This window comes from Galbitalea soli, assembly GCF_010686725.1.
Lineage (GTDB): Bacteria > Actinomycetota > Actinomycetes > Actinomycetales > Microbacteriaceae > Galbitalea > Galbitalea soli.
The window spans coordinates 1,134,719-1,150,347 of the sequence record NZ_JAAGWZ010000001.1; the positions used below are offsets into that span (position 1 = coordinate 1,134,719).

The following is a 15,629-nucleotide window of genomic DNA, read 5'->3' on the forward strand; positions in this document are numbered from 1 at the left end:
CGTTACCATTGCCGGATGGAGACCGCCCCCACCGTCACGGTTCCCCCCGACACCACGCTCAGCGACCGGCTCTGGGAGAGGTTCGCGAGCACGCCGCGGCGCGCGCGGATCATCCGCTGGGCGGGACCCGTGCTCGTGGTGCTGCTCGCGGCGGGCACGCGACTGTGGCGGCTCGGCACCCCGTCGACGCTCGTCTTCGACGAGACCTTCTACGTGCGCGACGCGTACACGATGTCGAAGCTGGGCTACGAGGGCAGCTGGCCCGCCGGCGACTTCAAGGGATTCGACACCTTCACGCGCGCCGCCGAGTTCGTGGTGCACCCGCCCCTCGGCAAGTGGCTGATCTCGTTGGGGATGCAGCTGTTCGGCGCGCAGAACACCTTCTCCTGGCGCATCTCGACCGCGGTCGCGGGAATCCTCGCCGTGGTCCTCCTGATGCTCATCACGCAGTACCTGCTCCGCTCCGTGCTCGTCACCACGATCGCCGGGCTGCTCTTCGCGATCGACGGCAACGCGATCGTGCTCAGTCGGGTGGGGCTCCTCGACAACTTCGTGATGCTCTTCGGGCTCCTCGGCTTCGGCGCGATCCTCCTCGACCGCGAGTGGTCGGCGGTGCGTCTGGCGGCGTGGATCGAGCGTCGGGATGCCCGGGGCAGGTCGATCGACTGGGGGCCCGCCCTGTGGTGGCGGCCCTGGCTCCTCGCCGCGGGTCTCGCCTTCGGGCTCACGACCGCGGTCAAGTGGAGCGGCATCTACTTCCTCGCCGGACTCGCCGTCTACACGGTGCTCGTCGATCTCGCCGCGCGGCGGCGCGCGGGAATCCCGCTGTGGCTGGGCGGCACGATCGTGAAGCAGGGCCCGGTGAGCTTCCTGCTCATGGTGCCGATCGCGGTCGCCGCCTACCTCGCGAGCTACACCGGCTGGTTCGTGACGAAGGGCGGCTGGGATCGGGTCTGGGCCGACCAGCCCGGAAACGCCTGGACCGGCGCCCTCGCGTGGGTGCCCCACGTTCTGCAGAGCTTCGTTCACAACGAGTGGGAGCAGTACAACTTCAACATCAACGAGCACCAGTCGCACCCGTATCAGGCGAACCCCTTCAGCTGGCTGCTCATGATCCGCCCCACGAGCATGTACTTCCGCGGGAGTCAGCACCTGCAGAACGGCTGCACCGTCAACTTCTGCGGTGAGTCGATTACCAACATCGCGAATCCGCTCATCTGGTGGGGCGCGGTGGCGGCCGCCGTCTACCTGCTCTACCGACTCGCGATCACGCGCGAGTGGCGCATCGGGCTCATCCTCTCGGGCATCGCGGTGGGGTACCTGCCCTGGTTGCTCTACGCGAACCGCACGGTGTTCCAGTTCTACACGATCGCCTTCGAGCCCTACCTCATCCTGTGTCTCGCCTACGTCGCGTGGCTCGCCATGGGGAGGACGGATGCGCCCGCCTGGCGACGGGCTCGGGGCGAACGATTCGTCGCGGTGTTCCTCGTCGTCGCCATCGGCGTGAGCGTGTTCTTCTGGCCGCTCTGGACCGGGATCCAGGTGGATTTCACCTACATCCGCGCGCACTACTGGCTGTCGACCTGGTTGTAGCCGTGGGGCGGGCGCCGGGCATCCGATTGTTGGCCTAAGTTACGACCGAGCCGGAGCCCGTCGCACGCCTCCGGTAGCGTTTCCCCCATGGCTGAACGCGACAACACCGACCGCGAGTGGGGGTTCCGCACGCGGGCCATTCACGCGGGCAATATCCCCGACACCGTGACGGGCGCACGCGCGCTCCCCATCTACCAGACCAGCGCCTTCGTCTTCGATGACACCGCCGACGCGGCCGCCCGATTCGCGCTGCAGAAGTACGGCAACATCTACTCGCGCCTCGCCAACCCGACCGTCGCCTCCTTCGAGGAGCGGATCGCGAGCCTCGAGGGCGGACTCGGTGCCGTCGCGACCGCAAGCGGCCTGTCGGCGCAGTTCATCACCTTCGCCTCGCTGGCCGGCGCGGGCGACCACATCGTCGCGAGCGCCAGTCTCTACGGCGGGTCGATCACGCAGCTGGATGTCACGCTCCGCCGTTTCGGAGTCGAGACCACCTTCGTGCACAGTTCCGACCCCGCCGACTACGCCGCGGCGATCACCGACAAGACCAAGCTCATCTTCGCCGAGATCGTGGCCAACCCCTCGGGCGAGGTCGCCGACATCGAGGGACTGGCCGACGTCGCGCACGCGCACCACATCCCCCTCATCGTCGACTCGACGATCGCGACCCCCTACCTCAACCGGCCGATCGAGTGGGGTGCCGACGTCGTGATCCACTCGGCCACCAAGTTCCTCGGCGGGCACGGCACCACGCTCGGCGGCGTCGTCGTCGAGTCGGGGCGCTTCCACTGGGCCAACGAGCACTTCCCGCTCTTCGACCAGCCGGTGCCCTCCTACGGCGGCCTCAACTGGCACGGCAACTTCGGCGAGTACGCCTTCCTCACGCGCCTGCGGGCCGAGCAGCTCCGCGACATCGGGCCGACGCTCGCCCCGCACTCCGCGTTCCTGCTCGCTCAGGGCGTCGAGACGCTCCCGTTCCGCATTCAGGCCCACGTCGACAACGCCCGGATCGTCGCCGAGTGGCTCGACGCCGATCCGCGCATCGAGTACGTCAACTGGGCGGGCCTGCCCGCGCACCCGCACTTCGAGCGCGCCAAGAAATACCTGCCGAAGGGGCCGGGCTCGGTGTTCAGCTTCGGCGTCAAGGGCGGTCGCGAGGTCGGTCAGAAGTTCATCGAGTCGGTCGATCTGGCGAGCCACCTCGCCAATATCGGCGACGCGAAGACGCTCATCATCCACCCGGCATCCACCACGCACGCCCAGCTCACCGAGCAGCAGCTGCTCGACGCGGGCGTCGGCCCGGGCCTCGTTCGCCTCAGCGTGGGAATAGAAGACCCCGATGACATCATTTACGACCTTGACCAGGCACTCGCCCGGGCGTTGGAAGGATAGGGCATGAGCATCGTCGAAGAGACCGTCACCTCGCAGCTGGCCAATGGGCTCACCTGCGAGATCCCCGCGAGCTCCCCGCTCGCCAAGCTGCTCCGGTCGCAGCGCACCTGGGTGGGGCCGAGCGCCAAGCAGCGCCTGGGCATCCTGCGGAAGGCGAAGTCGGTCGCCATCGTCGGTGCCTCGCCCAACGCCGCGCGGTCGAGCTACTTCGTCGGCACCTACCTGCAGCAGTCGAGCGACTACCGGGTGTACTTCGTCAATCCGAACGCCGACACCATCCTCGGCCAGAAGGCGTACCCCGACCTGGCCTCACTGCCCGAGGTGCCCGATATCGTCGACGTCTTCCGCAAGGGCAGCGATATCCCCTCGGTCATCGACGACGTCGTCGCCGTCGGCGCGAAGACGATCTGGGTGCAGCTCGGCATCTGGAACCAGGACGCGGCCATCTACGGCGAGTCGAAGGGACTCACCGTCGTCATGGACCGGTGCATCAAGATCGAGCACGCGCGGTTTCACGGCGGACTCCACCTGCTCGGCTTCGACACCGGCCAGATCAGCGGTCGCAAGACCCTTCGGTGAGCGCGTGACCACCACCGACCTCGCCCCCGCCCCCTTGCTCGCCGAGCCCATCGTGTCCACGCAGTGGCTCGCCGACCACCTGGGCAGCGACCGCCTGCTCGTCGTCGACGCCTCCGTCGTTCCCTACGCCCACGAGGGTCGGAGCGGGTACGTGACCGGGCATGAGAACTACATCGTCACGGGCCACATCCCCGGCGCCGTCTTCGCCGACCTCATCGAGGAGTTCTCCGACCCGGAGGGCGCGCATCCCTTCACCCGCCCCGGGCTGGCGCGGTTCCAGGCCGCCGCGACCGCCCTGGGCGTCGACAACTCGACGGCGGTGGTCGTCTACGACTCCGGTGTCGGACAGTGGGCCTCACGCCTGTGGTGGTTGTTCCGCGCCTTCGGCTACGACCGGGTCGCCGTCCTCGACGGCGGGCTGCAGAAATGGACGGCGGAGGAACGCGCGATCGAGCTGGGTCATGTGGAGCCCCGGCCCACGGACGCCGGATTCGTCGCCACCGAGCGGCCCGAGCTCTGGGTGACGACCGCCGAGGTCGAGGCCATCGTCGACGGCTCCGCGCCCGGCTCGCTCGTCTGCGCCGTGCCGCCGAAGGAGTTCAGCGGCGAAGCCGGCTCCCGGCCGCGGCCGGGGCACATCCCCGGCAGCATCAGCGCGCCCGCCGGCCGGCTGGTCGACCGCACGAGCAACGCGCTCCTGCCGGAATCCGCCCTGCGCGACACCTTCGCCCCCGTCCTGGGCGGCGAGCGGGTGGTGGCGTACTGCGGTGCGGGCATCGCCGCCGCCGCTGGGGCGCTCGCGCTCACGCTGCTCGGCGAGCGGTCGGTGGCGCTGTACGACGGCTCGCTCAACGAGTGGACCGCCGACGAGCGGCGCCCCCTCGTGACCAGCGCCTAGCACCCCCGCGAGACCGCCTCAGAGGAGCGCGCGCAGTTCGTCGGCACCGGTCACCGGGAGTCGGCAGACGAAGTCCTCGCAGAGGAACGCCGTCGTCGCGCCCCCGCGGCTGGTCCGGTCGGCGAGCAGCCCGAAGCCGGCATCGGCCCAGCCGACGCGCTGCTCCGCGGTGACGACGACGACCGTGAGCGAGGAATCCGCCGCGCTGCGGCGAGCGAGCAGGGCGAGCGGGTCGTCGCCGGCCCCGCCTTCCGCGCGATCCCCCGTGACGACGACGAGCTGGCGTGGCGCGCGGGCGAGCGACGACATCGCGCGCAGGGCCGCACCGAACGACATCGGCCGCGCGGCCGCGAGCGGTGCGACCAGGCCGAGCGCGTCGGCGGCGGCAGCTCGGTAGCCGCTCTCCCCGGTGAGGTGGTAAAGCCGCAGCGCCGCCGCCGCGAGCGCACTCACGCCGCTGGGGTAGGCGCCCTCGCTGGGATCGACGTCGAGCGCAAGACCCTGCGCCGCCAGAACCGGGTCAGCGCCGCCGGGCACCGCGAAGGGCATCCGTGCGGGCGCATCCGGGGCGGCGTGGCGGGTCGCGTCGACGAGGTCGCGCGCCCGCTCGGCCCAGCGCGGGTCGCCGGTCGCCGCGGCGAGGTCGAGGAGTCCGGTGGCGAGCATCCCGAAGTCCTCGAGGGCGGGCCGTGCGATGGAGACCGCATGGGCGATGCGCGCCCGTACGAGCTCGCCCTCTGCGACCCGCTCGGCGGCGCGGAGGGCCGCCCGCAGCCAGTCCTCCCGGCCCTGAACGGTCGCGGCGAGCGCGAGCGCCCCGATTGCGAGGCCGTTCCAGCCCGTCACCACCTTCTCGTCGAGCGCGGGCGCCGCTTGATCGGCACGCGCGACCGCGTCGAGCGCGTAGTAGTCGCCCTCGACCCGCGCGCCGTCCACGACGCTCTCGCTGTCCTGGGCGGAGGCGAACCCACCACCGGGTTGCTGCATCACCTCCACGAGGTAGTCCGCGAGGCCGGCGGCGATCTCGGCGAAGGGCTCGGGCTCGCGCACCGCCGCGCGCGTGTAGGCCTCCAGCAGTTGCGCGTTGTCGTAGAGCATGCGCTCGTAGTGCGGCTCCGACCAGTCGCGCCGCGTCGCGTAGCGGAAGAACCCGCCGCCGACCCGGTCGCGCAGGGCCGTGAACGGCGCATCGGGCCACCCGGTGCCCGCGATCGCGTGAAGCGTGCGCCGCGCGAGCCCGCCCGCGGTGTCGTCTCCCGCGGCCTCGCGATCGAGGAGGAACAGGAGCGTGGGCGCGACGGGGAACTTCGGTGCGCCGCCGAAGCCGCTGTGGCGGTCATCCTCGTAGGAGGCCAGCTCGGCCACGATCGCGGCGAACTCGGCGTCGCCCGGCAGCGGGCCGCGACTCTCGACGCTCGGGCGCACGATGGCCGCCGCGAGCTGCGCGGCCGACCGCTCGACCTCGTCGCGTCGGGAGGTCCACGCCTCCCACACGGCGTCGAGCACATCGCGAAAGGCCGGGTGATCACCCATCGCGACCGGCGGAAAGTAGCTGCCCGCGAAGAAGGCCCGGCCGCTCGGGGTCGCGAAGACGGTGAGCGGCCAGCCGAGCTGATCGGTGAAGGCCGCCGCGGCCGACAGGTAGCTGGAGTCGACGTCGGGGTGCTCCTCGCGGTCGACCTTGATGCTCACGAAGCGGGCATTCAGCACGGCCGCGAGCTCGGGATCGCTGAAGCTCTCGCGCGCCATCACGTGGCACCAGTGGCAGGTCGAGTAGCCGATCGAGATGAGCACGGGCACATCGCGCCGTGCGGCCTCGGCGAACGCCTCCGCGCCCCAGGGGAACCAGTCCACCGGATTGTCGGCGTGGGATCGGAGGTAGGGGCTCACAGCTTCGGCGAGACGATTGGCCATAGTGTTCAGAGTATGTCGACGACGACCCTCACCTACCTCGGTGGCCCGACCGCCATCCTCGAGTACGCCGGACTTCGGATCCTGCTCGACCCCACCTTCGATCCGCCGGGAAGCTACGACAGTGACGGCGACCTCCTGACGAAGACTGAGGGGCCCGCTCTCGCCCCCGATGAGGTCGGCGCGATCGACCTTGTGCTGCTGTCGCACCACGAGCACGAAGACAACCTCGACCTCGCGGGCCGCGAATTCCTGTCGCGCGCACCGCTCACGCTGAGCACCGCGAAGGCCGGGGCAGATCTGGGGCGGCCCGTCATCGGCCTCGACAACTGGGAGTCGCACGAGGTGGGAACCGTCACCGTCACGGCGGCGCCGGCCCTGCACGGCCCGCCCGGATGCGAGCCGCTGCTCGGCCCGGTGATCGGCTTCGTGCTCGAAGCCGACGGTGAGCCCACGGTCTATGTGAGCGGAGATAACGCCTCCCTCGCGCTCGTGGGGCAGATCGCCGACCGCTTCCCCGGCATCGACATCGCGGTGCTGTTCGCCGGCGCCGCGCGGATCGACGCGATCGATGCGCCGCTCACGTTGACCTCGGCGGACGCCGCGGAGGCGGCACGCATTCTGGGCGTACGACGCGTGGCGGGGCTGCACACCGAGGACTGGGCGCACTTCAGCGAGACGCGCGCGCAACTGGAGGCGGCGTTCGAGGGCTCCGGGCTTCTCGCCGCGACGCCGCGCGGGGAGCGCGTCACGCTGAGCTGACGACGCGCGGATCTGCTCGGCGCGCCACGGCTCAGCGCGGGGCCGTGACCCCGGTCTTCTCCTGCACGAAGTCGAGGAGCCAGCGACCGAGGGCGTCGCTGCGCGAGGCGGGCGTCCGTGCCGCGCGATGCGGGTAACCGCGCGTCTCGAAGAGGCCGCGCGGCCCGAAGTACTGCGACCCGCGGACGCCATCGGCCGTCGCCGCGTACAGCAGCGGCAGCGCCCCCATCGCGACCGACTGTCCGGTGGCGCCGATGATGCGCGTCGTGACGTCTTGCTGCCACGCCGGTCGACCCTCGACGGTCGACGAGATGAGGTTCGTCGACGAGAAGCCGGGGTGCGCGGCCACGCTGATCGCCGCCGACTCCGACCGCAGGAAGTGCCGTTCGAGCTCACGCGAGAGCAGCAGGTCGGCGAGCTTGGTGCGGCCGTAGTACGCGAACGGCACGTAGTCGTCGCCACGGGCATCCTTCTGCAGCCGGCTGGCGTCGAAGGTGGCGCCGAAGTGCGCGATGCTCGAGACGAACACGACGCGCGCCCGCGGGGTCTCCCGGATGGCCGGCAGCAGTTGCCAGGTGAGCGCGGCCGGGCCGAACACGTTGGTGGCCCACTGCGACTCGAAGCCGTCGACACTGAATGCGCGCGGCGGCGCCATGATGCCCGCGTTGTTGACGAGCAGGTCGAGGCGATCGCCGGTGCGGTCGCGCACCGTCGCGGCGGCGAGGCCGACACTCGTGAGGTCGCTGAGGTCGACGCCGATGATCTCGGGCTCCGGGCCCGTGGCCACCGCCGCGACGCGGTCTCGCGCCGCCGCACCGCGCTCGGCATTCCGACTGGTCATGAGCACCCGCGCGCCGCGGCTGGCGAGCACTTCGGCGACGCGCAACCCGAGTCCGCCGGTGGCGCCCGTCACGAGGGCGGTGCGACCGGTCTGGTCGGGGACGTCGGTCTCGTTCCACTTGGTCATCGGGACTCCTTGGCTGGCGCGAGCGGGCTTGCCCACCAACGCTACCCGCCTCAGCCGACAGCGCCCACCACCGGTCGCTCGCGACCGGATCGGGGAGCAGAATGTCGTTGGCGCCCGCCACACTCGGCGCTGCGAGGCCGGTCGCATCTCCCCCACCCGAGGACTTCGCAGACCATGAGACACGACCAGGCCGACGCCGTCGCCGCAGCGCAGCGTGCCGCGGCGACGTATGCCCCCGGCTGGCATCCGATCCTCGCGGCGGTCGAGGCCGAACCCGGCCTGTGGTTCATGATGGCCCAGTACGGCCGGTGCTACGGCGTGATCCGGCAGTTGCAGATCGCCGGGGAACGCGGTTATCGGGCGGTCACGTGGGCCGAGCGGTCGGACGAACGACAGTTGATCGGCTACTTTCGAACCCTGCGCGCCGCGTGCTGGGCGACCCATCAGAAGTTCCTGTCGACCCACGGCCAGCTGGGCGAGCCCAACGGCGGTGGAACGTTCAAAGGGAATCGCCCGCCGAGGTGAGACAATGTGCCGAATCGATTCGGCGAGGAGGACACATGGGTCGGCTGATCTACTCGAATTTCCCGAACCAGGCCATCGAGCTGGATGACCGCACGCTCGCCCACCTCCAGGTCGTGATCGGCGCCAAATTCCGCCGTCGCGAGGCGTTCTACTTCTCCTGGTCGGACGGCGTCGAGAACGGCGGAGGTCGAAGCACGGTCTGGATGCATCCCGGCATCCCCCTCCAGTTCAGCTACCGACACGGCGCAGGGCTCGAACTCAACCGCGCGTGGCTGGCCGCGCTCGCCAACTCCGCCAACTCCGCGCTCGGGCTGCAGCTGCTGCCCGAGCCCGAGCCGGGGGCCGCGGGCGGAACCGCGGCCTGAGCCGCCGAGCCCGTCGCGCCGGAGACCACGGCACTCCGCGGGGTACAGATCACCCCCGAACTGGGGCCGAGATTCTGTCCTCCATTATGCGGACATGGCATAGTCTTATCTCAGTTCACACAGCACTACCCGAACCGTGTGAACCGAACACCGCAATGAGCCACTCGAGGCCTTTACCCCGCCGATCACGAGTGAACTCGGACCGTTGTTCCCCTGCGACCGGTCACCCCCGTCCCTGGTCGCATTCGGATCGCCCGGCGTCGACACAACTCCCCCCGCGTGTCGCGCCGGGCATTTCCCGCTAACCGCCCCGGGCGCCGTCAACCGCACCGGGGTACGTCGATCACGTGGGCGAGCCTTTCGGCTCGCCGAACTCGGGTAAGCCCCGTGAGGCTCCTCGACGGTCGGCCGGGCTCAGAACTTCGCGAGCCGCGCCCGCAGGAAGCAGTACAGCCCGTAGGCGATCCACCCGGCCCCGATGACGATGAGCACGATCATCCCGAACGGCAGGGCGGCGAACGACTTGAGCGCGCCGTCGAGACCGGTCGCCTTGTTCGGGTCAGCGGTGACCGCCGCGACTATGAACAGCACGCCCACCGCGCCCAGGGAAAGGCCCTTGGCACAGTACCCCAGCACGCCGAGGAACACGGTCGCGTGCGCGGTGCCCTCGGGCGGCGAGACGATGTCGGTGAGGAAGGTGCGCCGCGCGCCCTTGATGACGAAGTAGACGCCCACGCCGACGATGGCGAGGCCGATCAGCACGGCGATCACGACGCCGCCGGGCGTGGCCAGCAGACCGGCGCTCGCGCCCTTCGTCGACGCGCTCGAGCTTGAGCTGCCGCCGTTCGCGAAGGTGAGCGCGGTGCCCGCGATGACGAGGTACACGATGCCCTTGGCCAGGTTGTTCGCGATGTGCGCCGCCCGCTTCGTGCGGTCGCCGCGGCCGTCGAGGAAGGCGCTCAGGATCAGCCAGACGCCCAGCGCGGCGAGCCCGATGACGACGACCCAGAGGAGTAGCCGACCGCCGGGCGCCGCGGCGAGTTCGCTCAGTGCACCGGTCTGGTCGGCCGACTTGTCGTTGCTCTGATGCAGCGCGATCGTGATCGCCACCAGGCCGATCAGGATGTGGAGCAGACCGTTCACCGCGAAGCCCGTGCGGGCCAGCAGTTGAAGGGGAGTGCTGTTCTTGGTCTTGCGCGCGACTCGTTTCGCGGATGCGGTGCTCACCTTCTCACAGTAGTGAGTCGGCACCGCCCGCGGACAAGAAAAGACCCCCGGTGCGGCTACCCGAAAGCCGCACGGGGGTCTTCACTCGATAACGGTTTACCCATCCGAGATCGAGGCCCGGCGAACCGGCTGCTCCCTTGAGGAGACGTAGGAAGCGTAGCCTCAGCGCCCGCGTGACGTCGCGCTGCACACGATTCTTTTGCATGAAATTTCTCTAATGGAGCGGCCGGTGCCGTCGGCGATCGGTGGATTGCGCCTACTCGCGGTCGGCGGGACGGCTGAACAGCGAGGGGCGCTCAGGCCTCGGATCGATCCGCGAGCAATTTCTCGACGAGGTGCGCGAGGTCGCGCAGGAAGACGATGTCGCTCTCGCCGAAGTGCCGCGGAGCCGCGTCGGACACGCTGATGGTGCCGATGGGAAGCCCGCCGGGACTGCGGATCGGGTAGCCCGCGTAGGCGCGCAGGCGAGCGCCGTCGATGATGAGCGGCGCGTGCGCGAAGCGCTCGTCGAGGGCCGCGTCGAAGACCACGAGGGCCGCGTCGGTACGGATGGTCCAGTCGCACAGCGAGGCGCCGCGCGGCAGGGCCCCGTGGCCTCCGCCGCGCGTCGACTTGAAACGGTGACCGGCGCCGTCGATGAAGGCGATCGAGGCGTGCGAGGTGGCGAAGCGGCGCTGCGCCATCGCGGCGATGCGGTCGAAGCGGTCATCCCGGTCGGAGTCCAGCACGCCAGTGTCGCTCAGCGCCCGGAGCCGGTGCCGCTCGTCGTGCAGTGCCGGTCCGCGCGGGGCGAGCCGGGGCGGCTGGGCGCTCTCCCCCGCGCCGGCGATGTCGAGCGCGAGAAGGATGGGGGCGACCCCGTCGACGATCGGGCGCGCCCACGCCGCGTAGGTGCGGGGACTGTGAAACCGATCCGGGTCGAGCTGGGGTCCGATCGGCATCTCGACGAGGTGGACGCCGCGCGCCGCATCGGCCACGGGTCGCAGTGCCTGGTTCAAGCGGCGCGCTCGCGCGTCGGCGTACAGCCGGGACACGAGCGGGAGCGGCATGAGGCGCGACGGTGTCGGTACCTCCAGGACGAGAACCGGGAGGGCGGCATCGCGGCGCACGCGCGCGACCAGGTGCGCGAGCTGTGCGACCCACCACCGGGCGGAGGCGCCGTCGAGGGCATCCTGCACGCCCGTGCTCAGGATGACCGCGTCGTAGCCGCGCAGGTCGACGGTCGCCGCGAGCGCCAGGGCTCCCGCGATCGTCGAGTCGCGTTCGACGACCACGTCGATGTCGATTCCCCGGCCGACCCGCGTGGCCAGCTGACGCGCGAGATGGCCCGCGATCGCGAGATCCTGCGTCGCGACGCCATAGCCCGTCGCGATCGAGCCGCCGAGCAGCAGGATGCGCAGCGGAGCGCCGCCCGAGGCGTGCACGACGGCTCGCTCGGGAGCCTGCGGTCCGCTCGACCAGCTCCCCGGGAACAGCCACCGCCACACCCGCAGGGCGGGCGGCAGATCGATGGCGTGCTGAAGCCTCCCCACCGCAGATCCCCTCACTTGCCACGCATGGACCATGGCGCCCCAGACGAGACAAGCGTAAGAGAAGGGCGTGCGGAGGTCAGGATCCGCCGCTACCCCAGTACGGGGTGGACGGGGTCAGGCGGCCACCGAATCCCGGGCGGCGAGGCTCTCCCGCGTCGCCTCTGACGCGCGGAGTTCGGCGAACGCGCGATCGAGGTCGCGGATCAGGTCGGCCTCGTCCTCGATGCCCACCGAGAGCCGAATGAGGCCGTCGTGGATGCCCAGCCGCGCTCGATCGTCGGCGGAGAGGTGAGCGTGCGAGGTGGTGCCCGGGTGCAGGATCATCGAGCGCACGTCGCCCATGTGCGTCATCCGGCTGAACAACTGCACGGCGTCGATGACGGTGCGCGCCGCCTCCTGGCCTCCGCTGAGGGTGAACCCGAAGACCGATCCCTGCCCGCGGGGGAAGTAGCGCTGCGCGAGCGCGTGATGCGGACTCGACGGCAGCCCGGAGTAGTCGACCGAGGCGACTTCGGGCTGGCGTTCGAGCCAGCGGGCGATCGCGAGCGCGTTGCGCGAGTGGCGCTCGACCCGTAGCGACAGCGTCTCCAGCCCCTGCTGCAGCAGGAAGGCGTTGAGCGGCGAGAGTACGGGACCGAGGCGCGAGGCGATCGTCGAGCGCGTGTACTCCAGATAGGCGCGTCGACCGAACTTCTGCACCCGAGTGGGGCTGCCCGGCGCGCCGAGCGGCGTCGAGAACTGCGGGTAGCGATCGGGGTGCGCCGCCCAATCGAAACTGCCGCCGTCGACGACCACCCCGGCCAGCGATGCACCGTGGCCGGTGAGGAACTTGCTGGCGGAGTGCACCACGATCGAGGCGCCGTGGTCGAGCGGGCGCACCAGGAAGGGGGTCGCGGCGGTGCTGTCGACGACGAACGGCACGCCGGCCTCCCGGGCGACCCCGGCGATGAGCTCGAAGTCGATGAGGTCGTTCTTGGGGTTCGGGATCGACTCGCTGAAGATCGCGCGGGTGGTGGGACGCAGGCGACGGCGCCATTCGCCGAGGTCGTGCGGGTCATCCACGAACTCGACCTCGATGCCGAAGCGCTCGAAGTTCTCGCGGAAGAGCGTCTTGGTTCCCTCGTAGAGACTGCGCGTGGCGAGGAAGTGGTCGCCGGCCCGCAGGATTCCCAGCATCGCCACCGTGATCGCCGCCTGCCCACTGCCGACGAGCAGCGATTCCACGCCGTGTTCGAGCGCGGTGATGCGTTCTTCCACGGCGGCGTTCGTGGGGTTGGCGACGCGCGAGTAGGTCCAGCCGCCGTCGTCGCCCTCGAAGCGGGCCTTGGAGTGGTCGAAGGAGTCGAACAAGAAGCCCGCTGTGAGGTAGATGGGCGCGATGCGCGGCGCGTAGGCACCATCGAAGCTCTCCCCGGCGTGCACCTGCTCCGTGCTGAAGCCGAAGCCGCCCGTGCCCCACTCGTCCTGCGTCGACGTCACGCGGTCCACCCTTTCTCGTCTCGTGCCCCACGGTAGGGTCTTCGCGCTGCCCCGGGCGAGCCGCGCCTTCACACAACGACACAAACGCTCACCTCGTGCACGAGCCTCGTAGGGTCGGATGCCATGGCACGGCTTCAGCACTTCGGATGGTTCTTCGCGCGCGGCTTCGGCCCGCAGGGCTGGGGTCGCCCCGACTACGCCTGGGACTACCGCTGGCAGGAACCGCGCCTCTACCAGCAGTCGGTGCGCGAGCTGGAGCAGGCGGGGCTCGACCTGCTGATCATCGAGGACGCCCTCTCCCTCGGGTCGCCGGAGACCCTGGACCTCCGCGTTCGGCGCGCCTACGGCGGACCCAAGCATGACCCGCTCATGCTCACCCCCTACCTGTTCGAGGCGACCTCGCACCTCGGCATCGCCCCCACCGTGAACGCCGGCGCGTATCCGCCGTACCTGGCGGCGCGGCAGTTCGCCAGCCTTCAGCACCTGAGCGGGCACCGCTTCGGCATCAACGTGGTGACGGATGTGAAGAGTGCACGCCACTTCGGGCTGGAGGAACTGGGGCATGATGCCGCCTACGACCGGGCGGAGGAGTGGTTGTCGGTCATCCGCGAGCTCTGGCACAGCTGGGACGACGGCGCGCTCGTCGCCGATGCCGAGACCGGGCACTACGCCGACGCGAGCCGGATCCGCGCCGTCCACCACGAGGGCGAGTACTTCCGTCTCGACGGCCCGCTCAACGCGATCCCCTTCGCCGAGGGCGACCCGTTCATCGTCTCGCCGGGCGGCTCCGGCCGCGGCCTCGGCTTCGCGGGCGGCAACTCGGATGTCCAGCTCGCGCTCGCCCCCCTCTCCCCCGGTGCCGTGCGCGACTATCGCGCGACCATCCACGAGGCCGCGATCGCGCGCGGACGCTCGCCGCGCGACATCAAGGTGCTCTTCGTCTTCGCTCCCGAGATCGCCGCGAGCGAGGAGGAGGTCGACCGGATCGTCGCCGCCTCGCAGCACCCGGGCGACGAGGTGCTGCTGCGGATCCTCGAGGGACAGTCGAGCGACCTCGAGACCGACCTCACGACGCTCGACCTCGACCGTCCCCTCGACCCGTCGATCTTCGGCCAGCACGTCTCGCGCGGCACCATCCGGGGGCTGCTCGGCGGCAGCGAGGACTTCTCCTCCCAGACCCTGCGGCAGATCGCCGAGCGCAAGGCGCGCAAGGGCCGCATCGCCGACGGCTCGGGCTTCGTGGGCACCGTCGAGCAGGTCGCCGACTTCATCGAGTTGCTGGGCGAGGAGGCCGACAACGACGGGTTCATCTTCTCGGGCGACCTCCACCCGGTGACGCTGCACCGCACGCTCGACCAGCTGGTTCCCGTGCTGCGCCGGCGGGGCGTGCTGCGCCGCGAGTACGGCACGGGCGGCGCGCGGGCGAACATCCTGGACTTCTGACGCGCCCGTCGCGAGATCACCCCCGAAGTGGGGCTGCGCTGGGGGTCCCCCTAAATGCGGACAGCCTGTAACGTCTATTCCAGTTCCGAACGCACCACCCGAACACTCGGAACCGGACACCGTAACGTGCCATCCGCGGACTTACCCACCGATCACGGATGACCACCCACCGGCTGCTCCCCTGTGCGAGCGACACCCCCCGATAGCTCGCACATTCGGATCGCCCAGCCCGGCATGACTCCTCCAAGAGTGCAGGGCTGGGCATTTCCGTTTAACCGCCCCGCCTCGGGGCGAGCTCACTCGCCCGATCGCCGGGCGAACCGCGTGCGGAGGGCGCGCACGCCGGCCGTCACCAGTCCCGTCACGAGACCGAATCCGATCGAGGCGGCGAGCGCGAGCAGCGGGTAGCGCGCGAGCAGCGTTCCCGCCGTGACCGCCACGATCACGTGGTAGCCGGTGTAGAGCGCGCTCGCGACGAGCGAGATGGTGAGGTAGCGGCGCACCCGGAGATCGCTCGCCCCGGCCGTCATCGTGACCGCCACGCGCGCGTACGGCAGGTACTTCGCGACCACGAGGATCAGCATCGGTCGCCGCTCGATGCTCCCCGCCGTCCAGGCCAGTGCGCGCACCGAGCGCGGGTGGCGCATCCACGCCCAGCGGTCGATGCCGACGGTGCGACCGATGGCGAAGGCGATGCCGTCGCCGACCATCGTCGCGGCGGTCGCGACCAGGAAGACGGCGACCGGCGACGGCCCGTGGCCGGCGGCACCGAGCGTCGCCAGCGCAACGACGACCGTCTCCCCCGGCACGAAGGGGAAGAAGCCGTCGACGACGAGCAGCGCAGCGAGCAGCACGAACGCCCACGGCGATTGCGCGACGACGCTGATGAACTCGGTGAGTGACGACACTGCCACGAGTATGCCAAGACCGCGCGACCGGTGGACGACCGCGCGGTG

The 15,629-nt window shown here is 70.4% G+C and carries 14 protein-coding genes; 8 read left to right on the forward strand and 6 right to left on the reverse strand.

The window, feature by feature from the left end; all coding sequences use genetic code 11:
* Nucleotides 1-15: 15 nt before the first annotated feature.
* The 4 genes from G3T37_RS05360 (at nt 16) to G3T37_RS05375 (ending at nt 4,462) form a co-directional block, all read left to right on the forward strand.
* The gene (locus G3T37_RS05360) at nt 16-1,593 is read left to right on the forward strand and encodes a dolichyl-phosphate-mannose--protein mannosyltransferase (RefSeq protein WP_163472390.1); all 1,578 of its coding nucleotides are present in this window, start codon (nt 16-18) and stop codon (nt 1,591-1,593) included.
* 87 nt (nt 1,594-1,680) lie between these two features.
* Nucleotides 1,681-2,985: an O-acetylhomoserine aminocarboxypropyltransferase/cysteine synthase family protein gene (locus G3T37_RS05365; RefSeq protein ID WP_163472391.1), complete on the forward strand. Its 1,305-nt coding sequence runs from the start codon at nt 1,681-1,683 to the stop codon at nt 2,983-2,985.
* 3 nt (nt 2,986-2,988) lie between these two features.
* Entirely contained in the window at nt 2,989-3,564 is a 576-nt protein-coding gene (locus G3T37_RS05370; protein ID WP_163472392.1) for a CoA-binding protein, read from the forward strand.
* A 4-nt stretch (nt 3,565-3,568) separates the two neighbouring features.
* Nucleotides 3,569-4,462 carry a rhodanese-like domain-containing protein gene (locus G3T37_RS05375; RefSeq protein ID WP_163472393.1) on the forward strand — a complete coding sequence of 298 codons (894 nt, stop codon included), beginning with the start codon at nt 3,569-3,571 and terminating at the stop codon, nt 4,460-4,462.
* Between the two features lie 18 nt (nt 4,463-4,480).
* On the opposite strand, the gene G3T37_RS05380 is transcribed toward G3T37_RS05375, so the two are convergent.
* Nucleotides 4,481-6,376, reverse strand: a complete 1,896-nt coding sequence (locus G3T37_RS05380; RefSeq protein ID WP_163472394.1) for a thioredoxin domain-containing protein — start codon at nt 6,374-6,376, stop codon at nt 4,481-4,483.
* A gap of 12 nt (nt 6,377-6,388) precedes the next feature.
* On the opposite strand from G3T37_RS05380, the gene G3T37_RS05385 reads away from it, so the two are divergent.
* A complete protein-coding gene (locus tag G3T37_RS05385; protein WP_163472395.1) occupies nt 6,389-7,135 on the forward strand; it encodes an MBL fold metallo-hydrolase in 747 nt (248 codons plus the stop codon).
* Nucleotides 7,136-7,166: 31 nt separating this feature from the next.
* Here the strand turns inward: G3T37_RS05385 and G3T37_RS05390 are convergent, their stop codons facing one another.
* The gene (locus tag G3T37_RS05390) at nt 7,167-8,102 is read right to left on the reverse strand and encodes an oxidoreductase (RefSeq protein ID WP_163472396.1); all 936 of its coding nucleotides are present in this window, start codon (nt 8,100-8,102) and stop codon (nt 7,167-7,169) included.
* A gap of 174 nt (nt 8,103-8,276) precedes the next feature.
* On the opposite strand from G3T37_RS05390, the gene G3T37_RS05395 reads away from it, so the two are divergent.
* Both G3T37_RS05395 and G3T37_RS05400 read left to right on the forward strand, forming a co-directional pair.
* The gene (locus G3T37_RS05395; protein ID WP_163472397.1) at nt 8,277-8,627 is read left to right on the forward strand and encodes a hypothetical protein; all 351 of its coding nucleotides are present in this window, start codon (nt 8,277-8,279) and stop codon (nt 8,625-8,627) included.
* 35 nt (nt 8,628-8,662) lie between these two features.
* Entirely contained in the window at nt 8,663-8,992 is a 330-nt protein-coding gene (locus G3T37_RS05400) for a DUF7882 family protein (RefSeq protein ID WP_163472398.1), read from the forward strand.
* 414 nt (nt 8,993-9,406) lie between these two features.
* On the opposite strand, the gene G3T37_RS05405 is transcribed toward G3T37_RS05400, so the two are convergent.
* The 3 genes from G3T37_RS05405 to G3T37_RS05415 form a co-directional block, all read right to left on the reverse strand.
* The gene (locus G3T37_RS05405; RefSeq protein WP_174247733.1) at nt 9,407-10,219 is read right to left on the reverse strand and encodes a DUF1206 domain-containing protein; all 813 of its coding nucleotides are present in this window, start codon (nt 10,217-10,219) and stop codon (nt 9,407-9,409) included.
* Nucleotides 10,220-10,515: 296 nt separating this feature from the next.
* A complete protein-coding gene (locus G3T37_RS05410) occupies nt 10,516-11,751 on the reverse strand; it encodes a GAF domain-containing protein (RefSeq protein WP_163472399.1) in 1,236 nt (411 codons plus the stop codon).
* A 114-nt stretch (nt 11,752-11,865) separates the two neighbouring features.
* On the reverse strand, nt 11,866-13,230 hold the full coding sequence (locus tag G3T37_RS05415; RefSeq protein WP_338401192.1) for an O-acetylhomoserine aminocarboxypropyltransferase/cysteine synthase family protein: 1,365 nt from the start codon (nt 13,228-13,230) through the stop codon (nt 11,866-11,868).
* A gap of 123 nt (nt 13,231-13,353) precedes the next feature.
* On the opposite strand from G3T37_RS05415, the gene G3T37_RS05420 reads away from it, so the two are divergent.
* A complete protein-coding gene (locus G3T37_RS05420; RefSeq protein ID WP_163472400.1) occupies nt 13,354-14,673 on the forward strand; it encodes an LLM class flavin-dependent oxidoreductase in 1,320 nt (439 codons plus the stop codon).
* Nucleotides 14,674-14,969: 296 nt separating this feature from the next.
* Here the strand turns inward: G3T37_RS05420 and G3T37_RS05425 are convergent, their stop codons facing one another.
* A complete protein-coding gene (locus G3T37_RS05425) occupies nt 14,970-15,581 on the reverse strand; it encodes a VTT domain-containing protein (RefSeq protein WP_163472401.1) in 612 nt (203 codons plus the stop codon).
* Nucleotides 15,582-15,629 lie beyond the last annotated feature (48 nt).

Coding starts and splice junctions, on each gene's coding strand:
- G3T37_RS05360 (WP_163472390.1), top strand. CDS start 16: ATGGAGACCGCCCCCACCGTCACGGTTCCCCCCGACACCACGCTCAGC.
- G3T37_RS05365 (WP_163472391.1), top strand. CDS start 1,681: ATGGCTGAACGCGACAACACCGACCGCGAGTGGGGGTTCCGCACGCGG.
- G3T37_RS05370 (WP_163472392.1), top strand. CDS start 2,989: ATGAGCATCGTCGAAGAGACCGTCACCTCGCAGCTGGCCAATGGGCTC.
- G3T37_RS05380 (WP_163472394.1), bottom strand. CDS start 6,376: ATGGCCAATCGTCTCGCCGAAGCTGTGAGCCCCTACCTCCGATCCCAC.
- G3T37_RS05385 (WP_163472395.1), top strand. CDS start 6,389: ATGTCGACGACGACCCTCACCTACCTCGGTGGCCCGACCGCCATCCTC.
- G3T37_RS05390 (WP_163472396.1), bottom strand. CDS start 8,102: ATGACCAAGTGGAACGAGACCGACGTCCCCGACCAGACCGGTCGCACC.
- G3T37_RS05395 (WP_163472397.1), top strand. CDS start 8,277: ATGAGACACGACCAGGCCGACGCCGTCGCCGCAGCGCAGCGTGCCGCG.
- G3T37_RS05400 (WP_163472398.1), top strand. CDS start 8,663: ATGGGTCGGCTGATCTACTCGAATTTCCCGAACCAGGCCATCGAGCTG.
- G3T37_RS05420 (WP_163472400.1), top strand. CDS start 13,354: ATGGCACGGCTTCAGCACTTCGGATGGTTCTTCGCGCGCGGCTTCGGC.